Annotated in this window: 19 protein-coding genes and 1 tRNA gene; 12 read left to right on the top strand and 8 right to left on the bottom strand. The window is 63.4% G+C overall.

Features of this window, described 5'->3' with window-relative positions; all coding sequences use genetic code 11:
• Positions 1–54 precede the first annotated feature (54 nt).
• Positions 55–1,416, top strand: a complete 1,362-nt coding sequence (locus tag JGU72_RS15500; RefSeq protein ID WP_307828462.1) for a serine hydrolase domain-containing protein — start codon at positions 55–57, stop codon at positions 1,414–1,416.
• Here JGU72_RS15500 and JGU72_RS15495 read toward each other — a convergent pair.
• Complete coding sequence (locus tag JGU72_RS15495) at positions 1,409–2,659, bottom strand: APC family permease (protein WP_199684861.1); 1,251 nt, start codon at positions 2,657–2,659, stop codon at positions 1,409–1,411. The two genes, JGU72_RS15500 and JGU72_RS15495, sit on opposite strands and share 8 nt — an antisense overlap.
• A 262-nt stretch (positions 2,660–2,921) precedes the next feature.
• Between JGU72_RS15495 and JGU72_RS15490 the strand changes: the two genes are divergently transcribed.
• Positions 2,922–3,344, top strand: a complete 423-nt coding sequence (locus JGU72_RS15490) for a Fur family transcriptional regulator (protein WP_199684860.1) — start codon at positions 2,922–2,924, stop codon at positions 3,342–3,344.
• Between the two features lie 4 nt (positions 3,345–3,348).
• Positions 3,349–3,840, top strand: coding sequence for an NUDIX hydrolase (locus JGU72_RS15485; protein ID WP_199684859.1), 492 nt, complete (start codon positions 3,349–3,351; stop codon positions 3,838–3,840).
• A 155-nt stretch (positions 3,841–3,995) separates the two neighbouring features.
• Here the strand turns inward: JGU72_RS15485 and JGU72_RS15480 are convergent, their stop codons facing one another.
• Positions 3,996–4,628: a TetR/AcrR family transcriptional regulator gene (locus tag JGU72_RS15480; protein WP_199684858.1), complete on the bottom strand. Its 633-nt coding sequence runs from the start codon at positions 4,626–4,628 to the stop codon at positions 3,996–3,998.
• Between the two features lie 204 nt (positions 4,629–4,832).
• Between JGU72_RS15480 and JGU72_RS15475 the strand changes: the two genes are divergently transcribed.
• The 3 genes from JGU72_RS15475 (at position 4,833) to JGU72_RS15465 (ending at position 8,410) form a co-directional block, all read left to right on the top strand.
• Positions 4,833–5,636 (top strand): SDR family NAD(P)-dependent oxidoreductase, encoded by an 804-nt coding sequence (locus JGU72_RS15475; protein ID WP_199684857.1) that lies wholly within the window; start codon positions 4,833–4,835, stop codon positions 5,634–5,636.
• A gap of 52 nt (positions 5,637–5,688) precedes the next feature.
• Positions 5,689–6,813, top strand: coding sequence for a DUF5938 domain-containing protein (locus JGU72_RS15470; RefSeq protein WP_199684856.1), 1,125 nt, complete (start codon positions 5,689–5,691; stop codon positions 6,811–6,813).
• Between the two features lie 70 nt (positions 6,814–6,883).
• On the top strand, positions 6,884–8,410 hold the full coding sequence (locus JGU72_RS15465; RefSeq protein WP_199684855.1) for an acyl-CoA synthetase: 1,527 nt from the start codon (positions 6,884–6,886) through the stop codon (positions 8,408–8,410).
• Here JGU72_RS15465 and JGU72_RS15460 read toward each other — a convergent pair.
• The 3 genes from JGU72_RS15460 to JGU72_RS15450 form a co-directional block, all read right to left on the bottom strand.
• Positions 8,407–8,769, bottom strand: a complete 363-nt coding sequence (locus JGU72_RS15460; RefSeq protein WP_199684854.1) for a cupin domain-containing protein — start codon at positions 8,767–8,769, stop codon at positions 8,407–8,409. The two genes, JGU72_RS15465 and JGU72_RS15460, sit on opposite strands and share 4 nt — an antisense overlap.
• 231 nt (positions 8,770–9,000) lie before the next feature.
• A tRNA-Pro gene (locus tag JGU72_RS15455) sits at positions 9,001–9,074 on the bottom strand.
• Between the two features lie 43 nt (positions 9,075–9,117).
• Positions 9,118–10,083 carry a metallophosphoesterase gene (locus JGU72_RS15450; protein WP_199684853.1) on the bottom strand — a complete coding sequence of 322 codons (966 nt, stop codon included), beginning with the start codon at positions 10,081–10,083 and terminating at the stop codon, positions 9,118–9,120.
• Positions 10,084–10,151: 68 nt separating this feature from the next.
• On the opposite strand from JGU72_RS15450, the gene JGU72_RS15445 reads away from it, so the two are divergent.
• Positions 10,152–10,616 (top strand): GatB/YqeY domain-containing protein, encoded by a 465-nt coding sequence (locus tag JGU72_RS15445; protein ID WP_199684852.1) that lies wholly within the window; start codon positions 10,152–10,154, stop codon positions 10,614–10,616.
• 68 nt (positions 10,617–10,684) lie between these two features.
• On the opposite strand, the gene JGU72_RS15440 is transcribed toward JGU72_RS15445, so the two are convergent.
• On the bottom strand, positions 10,685–13,039 hold the full coding sequence (locus JGU72_RS15440) for a transglycosylase domain-containing protein (protein WP_199685338.1): 2,355 nt from the start codon (positions 13,037–13,039) through the stop codon (positions 10,685–10,687).
• A gap of 452 nt (positions 13,040–13,491) precedes the next feature.
• On the opposite strand from JGU72_RS15440, the gene JGU72_RS15435 reads away from it, so the two are divergent.
• The gene (locus tag JGU72_RS15435; protein ID WP_199684851.1) at positions 13,492–13,815 is read left to right on the top strand and encodes a WhiB family transcriptional regulator; all 324 of its coding nucleotides are present in this window, start codon (positions 13,492–13,494) and stop codon (positions 13,813–13,815) included.
• 122 nt (positions 13,816–13,937) lie between these two features.
• On the opposite strand, the gene JGU72_RS15430 is transcribed toward JGU72_RS15435, so the two are convergent.
• Positions 13,938–15,065 carry an ArsA family ATPase gene (locus JGU72_RS15430; protein WP_199684850.1) on the bottom strand — a complete coding sequence of 376 codons (1,128 nt, stop codon included), beginning with the start codon at positions 15,063–15,065 and terminating at the stop codon, positions 13,938–13,940.
• On the bottom strand, positions 15,062–16,096 hold the full coding sequence (locus JGU72_RS15425; protein WP_374101118.1) for an ArsA-related P-loop ATPase: 1,035 nt from the start codon (positions 16,094–16,096) through the stop codon (positions 15,062–15,064). The genes JGU72_RS15430 and JGU72_RS15425 overlap by 4 nt, the downstream gene beginning before the upstream one ends.
• A gap of 99 nt (positions 16,097–16,195) precedes the next feature.
• Between JGU72_RS15425 and JGU72_RS15420 the strand changes: the two genes are divergently transcribed.
• The 4 genes from JGU72_RS15420 to JGU72_RS15405 are packed head-to-tail and all read left to right on the top strand — an operon-like array spanning position 16,196 to position 18,513.
• Positions 16,196–16,360, top strand: a complete 165-nt coding sequence (locus JGU72_RS15420; protein WP_199684849.1) for a DUF4177 domain-containing protein — start codon at positions 16,196–16,198, stop codon at positions 16,358–16,360.
• 1 nt (position 16,361) lies between these two features.
• Positions 16,362–16,820 carry a RidA family protein gene (locus tag JGU72_RS15415; protein ID WP_199684848.1) on the top strand — a complete coding sequence of 153 codons (459 nt, stop codon included), beginning with the start codon at positions 16,362–16,364 and terminating at the stop codon, positions 16,818–16,820.
• A 9-nt stretch (positions 16,821–16,829) separates the two neighbouring features.
• Positions 16,830–17,627: an MBL fold metallo-hydrolase gene (locus JGU72_RS15410; protein WP_199684847.1), complete on the top strand. Its 798-nt coding sequence runs from the start codon at positions 16,830–16,832 to the stop codon at positions 17,625–17,627.
• A complete protein-coding gene (locus JGU72_RS15405; protein WP_199684846.1) occupies positions 17,620–18,513 on the top strand; it encodes an LLM class flavin-dependent oxidoreductase in 894 nt (297 codons plus the stop codon). The genes JGU72_RS15410 and JGU72_RS15405 overlap by 8 nt, the downstream gene beginning before the upstream one ends.
• Positions 18,514–18,523 lie beyond the last annotated feature (10 nt).

Here is an 18,523-nt window from a genome sequence, read left to right as displayed (position 1 = left end):
GGGCATCGAACCCGACCTCCCGCGAATGTCGGAGGCGAGCGTTAGGGTGTGCTGGTGATTCGGCCAGGGCGGGCCGGGATGGCTCTCCCGGTGATGTTGCTTTTCTTTGCGTGTGTCGTCGGCGTGCGCGCCGCGGCTGCAGAACCCGTGTCGGAGAAAGAATGCACGGTCAGCAGCGGCCGTGTGCAGGAGACGGCGCTCCCCGAAGAGGTCGGTCTCGATTCCGTCGCACTTGCCAGGGCAGTGGACTTCGCCGCACAGCGGAATCGTGCGACGGTCCAGATCTTTCGGCACAACTGCCTGGTCGCCACAGCCCCGGATAACGAGCAACGCGCGGACACGGCGTGGAATCTGTTCAGTGTTGCGAAGAGCGTCGTCTCGATGGCGACGGGTGTCGCGTACGACGAAGGCAAGCTCGGTTTGGACGATGCAATCGGCCGCTATCTTCCTGTCGGAGTGGGGGACGAGGCGCATCGTGGCTTGACGATTCGGCAACTGCTGACAGAGACCTCGGGGTTGCGCAGCGCGACGGTGTCCGAGGGCGTCACCGGTCTGACGCAGCTCGACCCAGACGTCGTACGGCAGGCTCTCGCAACACCTTTCGCGTATCGGCCCGGCACGGTGTACGAGTACAACCAGCGGGCCGTCGACCTCCTGAGCTACGTCGTCGAACGCGCTGTGGGGCAACCTTTTCAGTCGTATGTGCAGGAAAAACTGTTCGATCCGCTCGGTATTCTGAAGACCGACTTCTATTGGGCGCGTGACCGTTCGGGCAACACGTACGGGTACTCGTACCTGTACATGCCGCCGAACGATCTCTCGAAGCTCGGGCTGTTGCTCTCGATGAAGGGCAGCTGGAACGGCACGCGTCTGCTGTCGGAGAACTACCTGCGACAGGCGCTGACGCCGTCGGAGAAGAATCCCTGTTACGGATTTCTGTTCTGGCTGAACCCGCCGAGCTGTGACGATCCGGTGCCGAGCGGCGCACCCGAGGACACCTTCGCGATGTCGGGCTTCGGATTGCAGAACGCGTTCGTGGTGCCGAGTCTGGACATGGTGATCACGTGGACCGGCGTGCTCGGGAACTACTCCAATTACGGTGTGCTGGGTGTCATTCAGAACAGTTCGGAACTGACCCACAACTTCTTTCGCGATCTGCTGGCCGCGGTCCGCGATGTCGAGGTTGCGGACCCGGGTCCGTACGTCGAGTTGCCGATCCGTTCGCTCGATCCCGGTCAGTACACGGACCTGGACATCACGCTCGGAATCCTCGGTATCGGCCCGTCCGCGTATCCCGGTTGTACGGTGCTCGATTGCAACGGTCAGTTCCTGGTGCCACCACTGAGCGACCTGCCACCGGGTTGTGTGCTGATCGGCTGCTTCGGCACGGCGCCGGGCACTCCGCGAATCAGTTGAGCGCCGACCGGACGAGCCACAGTCCTGCCCCGAGCGACAAGACGACCATGCCGCCGACCACTGATTCCCACGGCAGGCACACCGCGAGAACAACGCAGCCGAGTGCGCCGAGCACCGGAATCCAGCGCGGTGGCCGATTCTGCTCTGTCGTCAGTGTCCACGCCGAAACGTTCGCGACCAGGTAGTACACCAGAACCGCAAACGAGGAAAAGCCGATTGCCGACCGGAGGTCGACGGTCGCGGCCAGCAGCGCCACGACCACGCCGACCGCAATTTCCGCGCGATGCGGTACGCCGAACTTCGGATGTACCGCGTCCAGGCGGCGGGGCAGGTGACCGTCTCGTGCCATGGCGAGCGTGGTGCGGGATACGCCGAGGATCAATGCGAGCAGCGATCCGAGCGCGGCAAGTACAGCGCCGATCCGAACGACGGGTGCGAGCCAACCGGCGCCCGCGGCAGTCACAGCCTGCGCCAGCGGGTCTGTGGTGGATGCCAAGGTGTGCGCGCCCAGTGTGCTCAGCACTGCCACCGCAACGGCCGCATACACCGCGAGAGTCAGACCGAGAGCGATTGCAATCGCACGCGGAATCGTGCTGGCCGGGTCGCGTACTTCCTCGCCGAGCGTCGCGATGCGGGCGTAGCCGGCGAAGGCGAAGAAGAGCAGCCCCGCTGCCTGCAGAATCCCGCCGGGAGTTGTGTCGGCTACGAGGTCGAGATTGGTGCGGGGGCCATTTGCGCAGGCAGCAAGCACCGCCGCCAGGACGGCAAGCACAGCCGCGACGATGACCCGCGCTAGCACTGCCGACTTCTGGACGCCGACGTAATTGATTGCAGTCAGCAGGATTACGGCACCCGCGGCGATCGCGTGCTGCTGGGCGGGCCACGCATACGCGCCGACCGTCAAAGCCATCGCCGCGCAGGACGCCGTCTTCCCGACAACGAAAGACCACCCGGCGAGGTAGCCCCAGAATTCGCCGAGCTGCTCGCGGCCGTACACGTACGTGCCGCCGGATTTGGGATGAACTGCTGCGAGTCGCGCCGACGACGTCGCATTGCAATAGGCCACAAAGCCTGCGAGGACCAGCGCAATGAGTAGGCCGGATTCAGCCGCCGCCGCGGCTGGGGCAAGGGCGGCGAAGATGCCCGCGCCGATCATCGAGCCGAGACCGATGACGACTGAGTCGGCGAGCCCGAGGCGTCGTTGCAGTTCAGGTGAGGACTGTGCGGGCACGTGCGCAATCATGTCCCATCGGGGACACGTGCGCAGCGTGGAAGTAGAGGTCGACGCCCCGCAAGCGCCTCTCGGCGAGTGGTCGCTCGTGGCGACAAATGGGGTGAGGCCCGGGGCTGCTCGGGCGCCGACGGGATATTCAACCAGCCGACTCCGGGATCTATTCCGTACTCGTCCGAAGGTGTTCGAGAGTGCCTAGGATCAAGGGCACAAGGTCACTTCTTGAGGAAGATCATTATCTTGACTCGTTCCAGAATCCGAGCATACTGAGGCCATGCAAGCCGATGGCGAAGACCGTCGCGCGCAGTTGCGTGCTGCTGGTTTGCGTGTCACGACGCCTCGGGTAGCGGTGCTGAATGCCGTTGCAGCACAGCCGCATTCGGATGCGGACCGCGTAGCTGCGACGGTCCGCGAGGAACTGGGTTCGGTGTCCACGCAGGCCGTCTACGACGTCCTCAGGGCGGGCGTCGGTGCCGGACTGCTCCGTCGTATCGAACCGGCCGGCTCGCCCGCGCTGTACGAAACACGGACCGGTGACAACCATCACCACCTGGTCTGCCGGAAGTGTGGCGCGGTAGCCGACGTCGACTGCGTGGTCGGCCAGAGTCCGTGCTTGCAACCGTGCGACGATCAGGGCTTCGCTGTCGACGAGGCAGAGGTCGTGTTCTGGGGTCTCTGCCCGCCATGTCAAAGCTGAACCCGTGGTGAAGTTCAGTGCAGGGGTGCTGCTGTACCGGTTCGACGAAAACGGCGCCCTGCAGGTGCTGATAGCGCACATGGGTGGACCGTTCTGGGCCCGTAAAGACGAGCGTGCGTGGTCGATCCCGAAGGGCGAATACGGCGAGACCGAAGATCCGGAAAGCGCTGCGCGGCGGGAGTTTCACGAAGAGATGGGTCGCCCGCTGCCGGCCGGCGATCTAACCGATTTGGGCGTGTTCAAGCAATCCAGCGCGAAGTCGGTCACCGCCTATGCGCTGGAAGCCGATTTCGACGCGGAGTCGATCGTCAGCAACGAGTTCGAAATGGAATGGCCGCCGCGATCTGGGCGCACGCAACTGTTTCCCGAAGTGGATCGGGCTGCGTGGTTCGATTGCGCGACGGCCAAACTCAAGTTGGTCAAGGGTCAGGTACCGATCGTGGACCGCCTGCAAGCGTTTGTCGGCGGACGAACTCAGAGCAATCCGAACCAGTAGACCAGCGCTGCCAGGATGAAGACGATCACGGTTTCCACGGCTTCTCACCACCTCCGTTCGCGAGCCGTACTTCCATAATCGTCGGAAGTGCCGGTTTCGCAACGTTTGTGGTCGAACCGATATCCGTTGTCTCGCAATCGTGCTCGGCGTAGGCGTCAGGCTGGTATTACGCGCAGCAGAACGGTCTTGACCTTCAGCGCGAGCGTGTTCGCCGCGTCCTCGTCACCCGACAGGTAGGCGAGCAGACTCTGCTGGAACAGCCCGTCGAACAGCGCATACATGACGCTCGACGAAACCGTCGGCTCCGATCCCTGTAGCTCCGCGTACCTCGTGACGATGCGCCAGATCATGTTCTCGAGGCTTTTGTCGATCTCGGCGACGTCGGCGCGGAACGACTCTTCGAACATCGACTGCACCCGGAGGTCGTACCACAGTCGGTGCATCGTGCCCTCTTCGCGCAAGGTTGCGGTCATAGCTGCGCCGAAGCCGGCCTCGAGTTCCTCGGGGGTCTGAGCCGTAGCCACGACGTCGTCGTACCGCGTCACGCAACGTGCCTTGTAGAACTTCACGCAATGCGTGATCAGGTCTACCTTGTCGCGAAAGTAATAGTGCAGAACGCCGTGCGAGAACTCCGAGTTCTGCGCGATCTCGCGGAGACTGGTCCTGGCGTAGCCGAGTTCGGACAGGGTGTGCAGCGCAGCCTCGGCAAGCTGATCTCGCCGCTCGGTGAACTTGTCGATCTGGCGGCGCGAAATTCTGTCGACACTCTTGTCGGCGACGGCTGACACTGCAATTTCTCCTGCGGTATGGGTGACGTGCGAGTAAGTGTACAGCCAAAGGTTTGACATCTGTCCAACAAATTCTTGACGATCGTCCAGAAAAATCTTGACAGTCGTCCAAAGTTGAATACGCTGTGAGCTACATCACCTCCGACGCCGCTGTCGACCCGGCAGCGAATCCGCGATCGGACCCACGAACTGGAGGCAGGTCGGATGAGCGTCTTTGATCTCAGCGGGCGGAAGGCATTGATTACCGGCGGAGCGCGCGGGCTCGGTGCGGGCATGGCGGAAGCTCTCGCGAATGCCGGGGCGGCCGTGATGATCGGCGATCTGCTCGAGGCCGAAGGCAAAGCGACCGCGGACAGGATTGGAAGCGCGGGAGCAACAACAGGTTTCGTGAAGCTCGACGTGACGAACGAAGGCGACTGGGAGTCGGCCGTCGCGGCAACGGTGCAGGAGCTCGGCGGTCTGGACATCGTGGTCAACAACGCGGGCATCGAGATTTCGTCGCTGTTGGTCGATATCGATCCGAACGATGTACGACGAATGTGCGAGGTCAACATCCTCGGCACGATCCTGGGCGTAAAGCACGGCATGCGCGCCATGCGACCAGAGGGGGCCGCGGGTAAGGGTGGCGCGATCATCAACGTGTCGTCGGTCGCCGCCACGATCGCGTTCCCGGCGATCGCCGGCTACTCGGCGACCAAGTCCGCGGTCGACCGCCTGACCCGCGTCGCCGCGCAAGAATCGGGCAAGCTCGGCTACGGCATCCGCGTGAACTGTATTTATCCCGGCCTCGTCGCGACCGATATGGGCCTCGGGCTCGCATCCGACATGGCCAGACTCGGCCTGTGGCCGTCACCCGAAGCAGCGGTCGGCGACGTGATCGGCCTGACCCCCCTCGGCCGGCTCGGCGAGATCGGCGATATGGCCGACGCCGTCGTCTTCCTCTCCTCGGACGCTGCCCGCTTCATCACCGGCATCGGATTGCCGGTCGACGGCGGCATGGGCATGTGAGAACTACCTCCAACTGTTCTGAATTCGAAACCTGCTGAAAGGCTGCATCGTCATGAGTTCGACCAAGCCCGTCGTCGTCTACGGAATGTCCGGCTACACCGGCCGGTTGGTGTGCGAGTACCTGCGAGAATTCAACGTTCCCTTCATCGCTGCCGGCCGTGACAAGGCGCGAATTCAAGAAGTCATCGATCGTGTTCCGGGAATCGACACCGTCGACCATGAGGTCGTCGAGGTGGATCATTCGGTGGAGGCTCTCACCGAGTTGTTCACGGGTGCAAAGGTTGTCAGCAATATGGTCGGCCCGTTCATCAAGCACGGACCGATCGTCGCCGAAGCAGCGCTCGCGGCTGGCTGTCATTATCTCGATACCACCGGCGAGCAGGACTGGCTGCTCGAAGTGAAGGCGTCCTTCGACGATCGCTTTGCCGAAAAGGGGCTGGTAATCGCACCCAGCATCGCGCAGATGTACACGACCGGCGAGATCGCCGCGAACATCTGCCTCGAGAAGCCGGGCCTCGATACGCTCGACATTCTGGTGCTGTGGAAGGGCTTCCCGACGTACGCCTCGACTCAGACGATCTTCACGATCCTCAAAGCCGATTGGTTCTACCTCGAACAGAACCAGTACATGAAGTGGGAGCCGAGTGCGTCGGCCGAGGTGGTAGTGCCCGGCCAGCACGAGACTGCGCTCGCGTTGCCGTGGGGCGGTACCTGCCACCCTGTGTGGTTCAAAGACGATCCGCGCGTGGCCAATTGCAAGGCTATGGGCGGCGTGTTCAACCGGGCCGTGATGGAAGGCGTCGTCCAGACCGCGAAGATGGTCGAAGAGCAGATCAAGACGCTCCCGACGGTCGAAGAGCAGGAAGCGGCCCTCGCTGAAATCGCCGGCTCCGTACAGGCAGGCATGCCGCCGCGCGAAAACCCGCGGGTGAACATCTCGCTCGACTCGGTCTACGCGTCGGGTCCGCTGGGGCGTGCGCACTGCGTCATCTACGGCAACCAGAACTACAAGCAGACCGGCCTGCTGCAGGCGTACGCGGCGTACTCCCTGTTGCAGCAGGCGCCGAAGCGCGTCGGATTCGCCTCGGGCTGCCAGGCATTCGGGCATCGTGAGTTACTCGGTGTGCTCCGCAGCTTCGGGTTGGTGCTCGAGCCGGTGCTGACAGTCCACAGCTGACGAACAGTCGCGTGTGTGTTCCGGACCGCCGTCGGGGGCCGGAACACACACGCGCTGAAGGGAACTGATCATGCGGTTGGTCGACTATCTGGACAAGGGTGCATCGCTGGGCCCCGAAAACCCCTGCCTGACAATGGGTGCGGAGACCGTCACGTACGGGGATGTGCAACGGTCCAGCCACCGAATTGCCTGGGCGCTCCAACGCTCCGGAATTCAGCCGGGGGACAAGGTAGCTATTCTGTCGGCGAACGATCCGGTGGCATTCTCCTGTGTCTTCGGAATCAGTCGGGCGGGCGCAGTCTGGTGCCCGGTCAACCCGCGCAACGAAGCAGCCGAAAACCGTGATCTCCTAGATCTTTTCGACTGCCGCGCACTCATCTACCAGAAGGCGTTCGAGGGTTTGGTCGAGCGGATCAGGCCGGACCTGCCGAACCTGATTTCGCTGGTCTGCCTCGACGGCGAGACGGACGAGGTGCCGTCCTTCGGCATCTGGCTGGGTGGTGAGTCGGACCCGGTTGATATTGCGCCGGTGGACGACGTGGCGTTGCTGGTCGGCACCGGGGGCACGACCGGGCGGCCGAAGGGTGTGATGCTGACCGGTCGAAACATCGAGACCATGACCGCTCTGACGCTGATGGGTTACCCATTCGAAGGTAGGCCGGTCTATCTCGCCCTGGCGCCGCTCACGCATGCCGCGGGAGTCTTGTGCTTCCCGATTCTCGCGTTGGGCGGTCAGGTGGTCATCATGCCGAAACCCGATCTCACTCAGTTTCTTTCGCTGATCGAGTCGAAACGCGTCACACATACGTTCTTGCCGCCGACGCTTATCTACATGCTGCTCGAGCATGCCGACCTCGCCACCACGGACCTCGGTTCGTTGCAATGTTTCTGGTACGGCGCCGCGCCGATTTCGCCCGCGCGACTCGAAGACGCTCTGACGCGAATCGGGCCCGTCATGGCGCAACTATTCGGGCAGAGCGAGGCGCCGATGATGGTGTCGATGCTCCCGCCCAAGGAGCATTTCAACGCCGACGGGACCGTTGCCCGAGCACGACTGGCATCGGCCGGTAGGCCGGGACCGCTCGTGATCGTCGGGATCATGGACGCGCAGGGAAACCTGCAGCCGAGCGGCGAACGCGGGGAAGTGGTCGTCCGCAGTTCGCTCGTGATGACCGGCTACTACAAGAACGAAGCCGCGACAGCAGAGGCGTCGAAGTTCGGTTGGCATCACACCGGCGACATCGGCTATCTCGACGCTGACAACTACCTCTTCATCGTCGACCGGGCAAAGGACATGATCATCACGGGCGGGTTCAACGTCTACTCCGTCGAGGTCGAGCAGGCGTTGCTCGAGCACCCCGACATCCAGGACTGCGGTGTGATCGGGATGCCCGACGACAAATGGGGCGAACGGGTCGTGGCCGTTGTTCAGCCACACGCAGGCCGCACTGTCGACGCCGACGAGATCATCCGATTCGTGAAGTCACGCATCGGCAGCGTGAAGGCGCCGAAAGAGATCGTCGTCTGGCCGGACCTGCCGCGCTCCAAGGTCGGCAAGGTGCTGAAGAACGAAATCAAAGGTCAGCTGACGAGCTAGCCCTTCGCGTAGTTGGCCGCCGTCGAGGTGTCGAACTCGTAGGCAACGAACGCCTCGTCGCCGACGACCCACGCGTCGTGTCCCGGTTCGATCGCGTACGCCTCACCGACGCCGACCTCGCCCTCGGTGCCGTCGTCGTGGACTACGTGGATGCGTCCTGAAACAACTACGCCCAGGTGTCGTGCCTCGCAGCTGTCGGTGCCGGCGACAGGCTTGATGCATTCCGACCATTTCCAGCCGGGTTGAATCGTCAGGCGAGCGGCCTTCGCGCCGTTCAGATCGACGACGTCGACCTTGGTTTTGTCGGGTGTCCGGCTCTCGTCGGGCGAATCGAAGCTACGTGAAGTCAATGTGGTCATGGCAATGCTCCTACGACGGGCAGAACTGAATTCGACTGTGCAGTCTGATAATTCGGATGGGGCGTGGGCTACGCGCACTCATACGGGATGCCTGCGATTCGGCTGGCAGCGGGTCCCGACCACTCTGAATTGTCCGCCATCGGACGACGACTTGCAATGCAGGCCGCCGCAACGAAAACAGCTCCCGATCTGCGAACAGATCAGGAGCCGTTTTGTGTCTCAACCAACACGTCGGGGTGGCGGGATTTGAACCCACGACCTCTTCGTCCCGAACGAAGCGCGCTACCAAGCTGCGCCACACCCCGTGTTTGCGACCTGACGTAGCTTACAACAGCTCTCGTGCGAGTCCTAAACGGGCGGGGCGCTCGCGGGGATCGTGGACGCGCCATGATCGGACGCGGCATCGATCTTTCGTGGTGGGGCTGCGATCAGGGTAAGCAGGGTGGCCTCGGGGCGGCAGCAGAACCGCGCCGGTGCCCACGGTGACGTGCCGATTCCGGCGGATACGTGCAGACGCATGTGGGCGCCCCACTTGGACGGGCCCTTGACTCGGGAGCGATCGATTTCACAGTTCGTGACGAGCGCGCCGTAGAACGGTAGGCATAGCTGACCACCGTGTGTGTGCCCGGCGAGAACGAGGTCGTACCCATCGTCGGCGAACTGGTCGAGCACGCGTGGCTCGGGAGAATGCGTCAGTCCGAGCCGCAGATCTGCGAGTGGATTCGGCACGCCCGCGATCGTGTCGTACCGGTCGCGCTTCAGGTGCGGATCGTCGACGCCCGCGCTCGCGATCCGCACGCCGGCGACCTCGAGCTCCTTGCGCACGTGGGTGAGATCGTGCCAGCCACGTTCGGTGAACGCCGCGCGCAGGTCCCGCCATGGCAGCGGATCGCCGAGCTGGCGCTTGTGACCCTTGTCGAAGTACTTGAGCGGGTTCTTCGGGATCGGCGCGAAGTAGTCGTTGCTGCCGAAGACGAAAAGGCCTGGGCGAGCGAGCAATCCATCGAGTGCCTGCACGACGGCGGGGACGGCTCTTGGGTGCGAGAGGTTGTCGCCGGTGTTGACGACGAGGTCCGGGTCGAGTCGGTCCAGTTCGCGCAGCCAGTTCTGTTTCATGCGCTGCGGCGGAGTCATGTGGAGGTCGCTGATGTGCAACACGCGAAGCGTGGATGCACCCGGCTCGAGGACAGGCAGCGTCGCTTCGCGGAGCGTGAATGCGTTGCGCTCGATAATCGACGCATAACCGATGCCGAGCGCGGCAGCACCGGCTGCACCCCCGACCACGCGCTTGAGGACACTACGGGTTGCAGCCATTGGCCCAGAATAGTTGACCAGGGAAATCCTGGAGCAATTGTCGTCAGCCTGCGCGTACCGTGACCGTCATGGCGGAACTGAAAGCACAACTGCGAAGCGACCTCACAGAGGCAATGAAGGCAAAGGATGCGCTCCGGCGCGAGACGCTGCGAATGCTGCTCGCCGCTGTACAGAGTGCCGAAGTTTCCGGCAAAGAGGCGCGCGAACTCAGTGACGACGAGATCTTGAAGATCCTCGGCAAGGAGTCCAAGAAGCGCGGTGAGTCCGCCGAGATCTACACCGAGAACGGGCGGGGCGAGCTGGCTGCGAAGGAGCGCGCCGAAGCTCAGATCATCGACGAGTACCTCCCCTCGCAGTACACGGATGCCGAGCTCGCCGACGTGGTCGACACTGCGATTGCCCAGGTTGCCGAAGAAATCGGCGAGCGGCCGTCGATGCGGCAGATGGGTCAGGTCATGAAGGCAGCCAGCGCGCTTGCTGCTGGAAAGGCCGACGGCACCCGAATTTCCAAGGCGGTCAAGAACAGGCTGTGAACCAAAACATGCCCTGAAAGAAAGGGACCGTCGCATCGCGCGACGGTCCCTTTTGGGTCGGCCTGCTGCTATCTGGGCAGCGGGATCGGTATCGGTATCGGTATGCCCGGCGGGATGTTGGGAATCGGGATAGGCGGCGGCACGGGTCCGGGGGTCGGCCGTGCCGGCGTGTTCCGCTGGCTGCCGTCGCTGACGTACATCGTGACCGACGAACCGGGGATCGCCGATCCTGACGGCGACGTGCCCGTGACTGTGCCCCGGCTCGGCGTACCCGGCACGGTGACTGCGGTGACCTGGAAACCCGCCGTCACGAGTGTCGACGTTGCCGAACCCTGGCTCATGCCGGTTACGTCGGGAACCTGCGCGTTCTGCGAGCCGCGGACGTACTTCTGATCGACCGGCGGCAGCGCGGGCGGCGGGAAGTTGCCGATGACAGGCTTGATCGCGTTGTACCAGGTCCGAGCTGGTTCGTTACCACCGAACAGCGTTCCGTCACCACAGTTGCGCAACGGGAACGAGCAGATCTCGCCGGGTGTTGGTGTGTCGCCGTACACGTAGGCGGCACCCGCCAGCGAGTTCGTGAAGCCGAGGAACCCGGAGGAGCGGTGCGATTCCGTCGTGCCGGTCTTGCCGGACACGGGGTAGGACCAGCCCGCGGACTGAGCGGCTCCGGCCGAGGTACCCGCACCGATGTCGTCCTTGCTGAGCGCGTTGGCCAGCGTGTCTGCCAGACCGGGCTCGACGACCTGCTCGCACGGCTGCTGCGTAAGCGCGACTTGCTTGCCGTCCCGGTCGAAGATCGAGTCGATCGGCGAGGGCGGGCACCACTTGCCCGACGATGCGAGCGTCGCCGCAACGTTCGCGAGCTCGAGGGGGTTGACCGCCGTGGGGCCGAGCGTGAACGAACCGAGGTTCTGCTCCTTGACCATGTCCGCGAGGCTCTGCTCGGTGAAGCCGGACGTGTTCGGCAACGTGTAGGAGCGCAACCCGAGGCGGACTGCCATATCGACCGTCGGTGTGACACCGACAGCCTGAATCAGCTTCACGAACGCGGTGTTGGGGGAGGTTGCCAGCGCCTCCGTCACCGACATCGGCGACTTGTAGTTGCCCGCGTTCTCGACGCAGTAGGTGGCGGCCGGGCAACCCCTTGCTCCGCCGTTGCCGAGTCCGCGAGCGTCATAGCGCCGGGGAACGTCGAGCGAGGCGTTGATACCGAGGCCACGCTCCATCGCAGCTGCTGTGGTGAAGATCTTGAAGATCGATCCTGCACCGTCGCCGACCATCGAGAAAGGCTGCGGCTGGACGGTCTCGTTCGCCTCGCCGTTCAGGCCGTAGGTGCGGCTACTGACCATCGCGAGAACGCGGTGACTGTCCTGCCCCGGCTGGATGACGTTCATCACCTCGGCGATGTCGTCGAGGTCGGGCCGTGCCGCAGCGGTGACGGCGCTCTTGGTCGAATCCTGGACCGCAGGGTCGAGGGTCGTGTTGATTCGGTACCCGCCCTTGTCGATCTGTTCGCGGCTGATGCCGTTGTTCACCAGGTACTGCATCGCGTAGTCGCAGAAGAACCCGCGGTCGCCAGCGGCAATACACCCGCGTGGCAAGCTCTTCGGCTCGGGCAGGACGCCCAGCGGCAGCGTCTTTGCAGAGCGGAATTCGGCGGCGCGCTCGGGGTAGTTGTCGATCATTGTGTCCAGCACCGTGTTACGGCGCTCCAGGACACCTTCGGGGTTGGTGTACGGGTTGAGTCGCGAGCTCGACTGCACCATGCCCGCGAGCATCGCGGACTGCGGGACTGTCAGATTTATCGCGTCCACGCCGAAGTAGGTCTGCGCTGCGTCCTGAATTCCGTACGACGAGTTGCCGAACGGGACGAGGTTCAGATAGCGAGTGAGGATCTCGTCCTTCTGCAGCTTCTTGTCGAGCGTCAGTGCCATCCGGATCTCACGGATCTTGCGTGCCGGGGTCGTCTCGATCGCCGCGCGCCGCTCCGCGTCCGTCTTCGCGAGAACGAGCAGCTGGTAGTTCTTCACATATTGCTGGTCGATCGTCGAGGCGCCCTGCTGGACTTCACCGCTCGTCGTGTTCGTCAGGAACGCGCGCAGGGTGCCCTGCCAGTCGACGCCCTGGTGCTCCAGGAAGCGCTTGTCTTCGATCGACACGATCGCCAACTTCATGTTGGCCGCGATCTGGTCGCTGCGAACCTCGAAGCGACGCTGATCGTAGAGCCAGGCGAACGGCTGGCCGGTGACGTCGTACATCGTCGTCACGGCCGGGACGGTTCCGTCGACCAGCTCCGCCGCGACGTTGTCGACCGTATCCGCAGCGCGGTTGGACAGGAATCCGAAGCCGCCCGCGATGGGGAACAGCAGACCCGCTACCAATACGGCAGCGAGCAGGCAGCTACCGATCAGCTTGGCGATGGTGTTTGTAACCGGCACGCTAGACAGACTACGTGGCCGGGCCGACGAGAACGATTTCGAAGCCGGGCGGTTGCGCAACCGTGGTGTCGGCGTAGCCGAGTGCCCTCCCGAGCGGTCCGCCGCGCTTCGTTGCAGGCTTGTTGCTGCGCAAATTATTCGAACGAAAAATAGAACGTAGAACGAACGATTCCCGACCTGGACGATCGTCCGACATTCTTCCGGTTCCGGTGTTTGCCACAAATCTGCTGCGACTTTCGCCGTGTGTGGACGCCCGTACCAAAAATTTGGTTGCTAACACTTGCGCAGAAGGGTTCTCTTTACCTAGATTATCTCCCAGTGTGATACAGCTAACACCGATAACTGAATGTGGTGTAGTTAACGCGGGGATACGTGGCTACGCACTTTCTTGAGCGCCGTTAACTCGGTGTTCGGACTGCAAAGGGGCATACCGAATGCACATGACCACCCCGATCGCCCGACTAGATGTAGAGCAGGCAGAGGCTCGGATCGCCTGGGTTTCTCGAGCCAGATGTCGCGAGGTGGACCCCGATCAATTGTTCGTACGTGGTGCAGCACAACGCAAGGCAGCAACGATCTGCAGGCACTGCCCGGTATTGATGCAGTGTGGCGCAGATGCGCTGGACAATCGCGTGGAATTTGGAGTGTGGGGCGGCATGACCGAGCGGCAGCGTCGTGCGCTGCTCAAGCAGCACCCCGAGGTCGAGTCGTGGGGCGACTTCTTCGAGGCGCAGCGGCACCATCAGCCTGCGATGTAAAAAAACTCAAAAACAAGCGGCGCGGGTGCACACCCGCGCCGCTTTGTTATTCAGCCGTGAAACATTTGCATTTCACAACGACCCATTTATAAATTACATGGTTAGGATTCGTTGCTGAAAAGTTATCCGTGCCGCGTGAGTTGATCGGCGACGGAGCGAAGTGCTTCGAGGTCTACAACTTCGAACGGAAATGCCGGAACGGTAACAATTTCGACACGGGGATGCGCGCCTGTAAACCGCTGCAGCAGACGATCTTCACGCTTCGACAATGCCGCGCGCTGGGCGTGAACCCGCAAAACTCCGGCGGCGAGCGCATTTTCCGGCGTCGCCCCGCTTGCTTCGAGGCGGTCCGCTGCACTGAGGGCGTGGTCGACCGGCAGTCCCGACAGTGTCGGATGCGTCCGGTTCAGGACGAGTCCGGCCAGCGGCATGCTCTCACTGCTCAACCTGTCGACGAAGAACGATGCTTCGCGCAACGCGTCCGGCTCTGCGGCAGCCACGACGAGGAAGTACGTGCCCGGGCGGGAAAGCAGTTCGAAAGTGCGTTGCGACCTCGCCCGGAACCCGCCGAACATGGAGTCCAGTGACTGCACGAAAATCGAGATGTTGGAGAGCATTTGGCCGCCGACGATGGTCGAAACGCCCTTGAGCGCGAGACCCATTGCGCCCGAAACCAATCGACCGAAACCACGGCCCGGAGCCGTGAAGATGCGGATCATTCGGCCGTCGAGAAATGCGCCGAGCCGCTTGGGGGCGTCGAGGAAGTCCAGTGCATTCCTGGACGGCGGTGTGTCGACGACGATCAGGTCCCAGATCCCCTTGTCCGACAACTGCCCCAGCTTCTCCATCGCCATGTACTCCTGCGTGCCGCCGAACGACGATGCCGCAGTTTGGTACACGGGGTTAGCGAAGATGGCTTCTGCTTTGTCAGGGGCATGTTCGATGACCATGTCGTCGAACGTCCGCTTCATGTTGAGCATCATGGCCTGCAGCTCACCCTTGACCTCCGGACCGAGGTTGACCGGCTGCGGATCGTTGTCGAGGTTCTCGACGCCGAGGGCCTGCGCCAAACGGCGTGCGGGGTCGATGGTGAGCACAACCGTCTTGCGACCGTGCTCGGCGGCGCGCAATGCGAGCGCCGCGGCAGTGGTCGTCTTTCCGACACCGCCTGCGCCGCAGCAGACTATGAGCCTGGTCTTCGGGTCCTGGATGATGCGATCGAGCTCGAGCGTGTTGGCCGTCGTTGTCATCGCACACCCTGTTCGCTCAAGATCGCCGCAATTTCGTACAGCCCGCCGAGGTCTACCCCGTCGGGGAGAGCAGGAACGTGCAGACGCGCAACGTCGACCCCGTCGAGTTGCGCCGCACTTTCGTCCTGGCCCTGCAAAGTCGCCGAGTGCTCGACGGTTTCCAGAAGCAGTCCGTCGAAGTCCTTGTCGGGCAGATTGATTCCGGCGGACTCGAGCCCGCTTCGGACCGCATCGGCATCGATGTCACCCTTGGCCGCCTTCGCGCGAATCTCCTTGGCCAGAATGCCTTTGTGCGCACGGTTGACGATTACAGTGCCGACCGTCAACTCGGCTTCCTTCAGATCGGCGACCGCGTCGGCCGTTTCCTGGACGGGCAGCGCCTCGAGCAGCGTCACGAGGTGAATGACCGTGTCAGGCGAGTGCAGCAATTTGACGACGCCCTCGCTCTGCGATGCAACGGGACCGCCCTTGGCGAGTTCTGCCATTGCCTTCGTGACATCGAGGAAGGTGGCAATGCGGCCCGTAGGCGGCGCGTCCACGACGATCTCGTCGTACACCCGCTGGCCCGTGTCATCGACGCGGATGACGCATTCTTTGATCTTGCCGGTGAGGATGACGTCCTTGAGGCCCGGCGCGAGAGTCGTGACGAACTCGATCGCACCGAAGCGCTTCATGGCGCGACCGGCAAAGCCCAGGTTGTAGAACATGTCGAGGTATTCGAGAAACGCGTGCTCGGTTTCGATCGGCAGCGCGTAGACCTCGCCGCCGCGATCAGCGGTCGCGATCTTGGTCTCGGTCGGCGGAAGCGGTGGCACGTCGAATAGCTGGGCTATTCCTTGCCGGCCCTCGACCTCGACGAGCAGAACGCGTCGACCGCCGGCAGCCAGCGCCAGCGCCAGCGCTGCAGCGATGGTGGATTTGCCCGTGCCGCCCTTGCCGGAAACAAAATGCAGTCGGGCCTTTTCGGCTTTCGACGGCCACTTGTCTTCCAGTGGGTTGTCGGCCTCCAGGGGTTCCTCTGTTGATGCCACGCTGGGAGCTTAACCGCCACGTCATCCAGTGCGGACACATGTGTCAGAAATCGCCGACCGGACCACTAAAGGATTACCAGGGCGTCTACCCTCAGCGACATGAGCGAATTGACCAAGTGGGAGTACGCAACCGTTCCGCTGCTGACGCACGTCACAAAGCAGATTCTCGATCAATGGGGAACTGACGGATGGGAATTGGTTACCGTCCTCCCCGGACCGACGGGCGAACAGCACGTCGCGTACCTCAAGCGGCCCAAGGGCTGACATGGCGGACTGGCTGGCTCGCCTTGCCGAGCTCGGAATCGAACTTCCGCCGGTCGCGAAACCGGTCGCGGCGTACGTGCCTGCGGTGCAGACCGGCTCGCTCGTCTACACGTCGGGTCAACTGCCCTTCGTGGACGGGACGCTGACAGTTAGCGGCAAGGTCGGCGCGGCTGTTTCTGCGGACGACGCCAAGGCCGCTGCTCGCATTTGTGCACTGAACGCTCTCGCCGCCGTCGACGGTCTTGTCGGGCTGGACGCGGTTGCTCGGATCGTGAAGGTCGTCGGATTCGTTGCGTCTGCGGAGGGGTTCACCGGACAGCCCGGTGTCATCAACGGCGCGTCGGAGTTCTTCGGTGAGGTCTTCGGCGACGCGGGTGTCCATGCCCGGTCCGCGGTCGGTGTGTCGGAGCTTCCACTCGGCGCGCCCGTCGAGGTGGAACTGATCGTCGAGGTCGAGTAACAAGCGCCTATGGTGGGTGTCGTGGCTGATCATCCCGCGTATGGCCAGGTCCGGCAGGTCACGTCGACGGCAGCAGTGCTGCTCGCGGACAACCCCGGCAAGATGACGCTCGAAGGCACAAACACGTGGATTCTGCGTGGCCCGGAGTCGGAGTCGTGTGTGGTGATCGACCCGGGTCCGCGCGACCGCAAGCATGCAGAGCGGATCGCAGCGGTGGGACCGGTCGAGCTCACGTTGGTCACCCACCGCCATTTCGACCACACGGCCGGGCTCAAGCGGCATGTGAAGCTGACGAAGAGCCCTGTGCGATCGGTCGATCCGAAATTTCTCGATGACTCGTCGGAACCGCTGCGTGACGGCGAGATCATCGAGGCGGCCGGGTTGCGGATACGGGTCCGGGCGACGCCCGGGCACACCGCAGATTCGGTGAGTTTCGTGCTCGACGACGCGGTCCTGACCGGCGACACGATCCTGGGCCGGGGAACGACGGTCATCGACACACGGGACGGCACCCTGTCCGACTATCTCAGCTCGCTGGAGTTGCTTGCCGCGGAAGGCGCGGGCAAGGCCCTGCTGCCTGCCCACGGACCGGACAGACCCGACACGGCCGACATTGCGCGGGAATACCTTGCCCACCGCCAGCAACGCCTCGATCAAGTGCGCGCTGCGCTCGCGGTTCTGGGGCCGGAGGCGAAGCCCATGCAGGTCGTCCGGCATGTCTACGCCGATGTCGACAAGAAACTGTGGCCCGCTGCGCGGAGTTCGGTAAAGGCGCAACTCGAGTACCTGCGAGGTCCGCATGCCTGATTACGGCCGCTCGGTTCAGTTCGGGCTGTTCCCGACTCCCGATGCCGATCGCGTTCCCGAGATCCTGCAGCTGTGCGAGATGGCGGACGCCGAAGGGCTGGATTTCATTGGCATCCAAGACCATCCGTACCAGAAGCGCTTTCTCGACGCCTGGTCGCTGATGGCTGTGGTGCTTGCTCGAACGCAGCGGGTACGAGTGTTTCCCGACGTCGCGAGCCTGCCGCTGCGTCCGCCCGCGATGCTCGCGAAAGCGGCTGCAAGCCTGGACATTCTGTCGGGTGGACGACTCGAACTGGGTCTCGGTGCCGGTGCATTCTGGCCCGCAATCGGCGGTATGGGCGGTCCGGAGCGAGCGCCTGGCGAAGCTGCCGGTGCGCTCATCGAGGCGATCGATGTCATCCGGCTGGTGTGGTCAGGTGAGCGGTCGGTGTCGTACGACGGTTCGGCGTATCGGCTGTCCGGAATGCATCCCGGGCCGCCGCCCGCACACGACATCGGAGTTTGGCTCGGTGTAGGCGGTCCACGGATGCTGGCCGTGCTCGGCCGCTCTGCGAACGGCTGGATTCCGTCGAGCAGCTTCTTCCCGCCTGCGAAACTGCCTGACATGCACGCGCGTATCGACGAGTCTGCGCGCGAGGCCGGCCGCGAGCCCGCAGACATTCAGCGCGTCTACAACGTATTCGGCGAGATAACCGACGGAGCCTCGAATGGGTTCCTCAACGGACCGACAGACCAGTGGGTCGACGACCTCACCCGGCTCGTTGTCGAGACCGGAATGGACACATTCGTGTTCGGTGCAGAGAACGACGACCCGGCGCAGCACCGGCGCTGGGCTGCTGAAGTTGCGCCGGCTGTCGCCGAGGCCGTCGCTCGCGAACGCGGTTGATGATGCCGGG

The organism is Antrihabitans auranticaus (assembly GCF_016481275.1).
In the GTDB taxonomy this organism is placed as follows: Bacteria; Actinomycetota; Actinomycetes; order Mycobacteriales; family Mycobacteriaceae; genus Antrihabitans.
Note: the sequence above shows the minus strand (reverse complement) of the source record. Positions and strands in the feature narration are given on the sequence as shown.

Excerpts from the sequence above, each read along its gene's own strand:
- JGU72_RS15495 (WP_199684861.1), bottom strand. The coding sequence starts at position 2,659 with ATGATTGCGCACGTGCCCGCACAGTCCTCACCTGAACTGCAACGACGC.
- JGU72_RS15460 (WP_199684854.1), bottom strand. The coding sequence starts at position 8,769 with ATGACCACATTGACTTCACGTAGCTTCGATTCGCCCGACGAGAGCCGG.
- JGU72_RS15430 (WP_199684850.1), bottom strand. The coding sequence starts at position 15,065 with ATGACAACGACGGCCAACACGCTCGAGCTCGATCGCATCATCCAGGAC.
- JGU72_RS15490 (WP_199684860.1), top strand. The coding sequence starts at position 2,922 with ATGCAAGCCGATGGCGAAGACCGTCGCGCGCAGTTGCGTGCTGCTGGT.
- JGU72_RS15470 (WP_199684856.1), top strand. The coding sequence starts at position 5,689 with ATGAGTTCGACCAAGCCCGTCGTCGTCTACGGAATGTCCGGCTACACC.
- JGU72_RS15410 (WP_199684847.1), top strand. The coding sequence starts at position 16,830 with ATGGTGGGTGTCGTGGCTGATCATCCCGCGTATGGCCAGGTCCGGCAG.
- JGU72_RS15435 (WP_199684851.1), top strand. The coding sequence starts at position 13,492 with ATGCACATGACCACCCCGATCGCCCGACTAGATGTAGAGCAGGCAGAG.
- JGU72_RS15450 (WP_199684853.1), bottom strand. The coding sequence starts at position 10,083 with ATGGCTGCAACCCGTAGTGTCCTCAAGCGCGTGGTCGGGGGTGCAGCC.
- JGU72_RS15475 (WP_199684857.1), top strand. The coding sequence starts at position 4,833 with ATGAGCGTCTTTGATCTCAGCGGGCGGAAGGCATTGATTACCGGCGGA.
- JGU72_RS15420 (WP_199684849.1), top strand. The coding sequence starts at position 16,196 with ATGAGCGAATTGACCAAGTGGGAGTACGCAACCGTTCCGCTGCTGACG.
- JGU72_RS15405 (WP_199684846.1), top strand. The coding sequence starts at position 17,620 with ATGCCTGATTACGGCCGCTCGGTTCAGTTCGGGCTGTTCCCGACTCCC.
- JGU72_RS15465 (WP_199684855.1), top strand. The coding sequence starts at position 6,884 with ATGCGGTTGGTCGACTATCTGGACAAGGGTGCATCGCTGGGCCCCGAA.
- JGU72_RS15415 (WP_199684848.1), top strand. The coding sequence starts at position 16,362 with ATGGCGGACTGGCTGGCTCGCCTTGCCGAGCTCGGAATCGAACTTCCG.
- JGU72_RS15445 (WP_199684852.1), top strand. The coding sequence starts at position 10,152 with ATGGCGGAACTGAAAGCACAACTGCGAAGCGACCTCACAGAGGCAATG.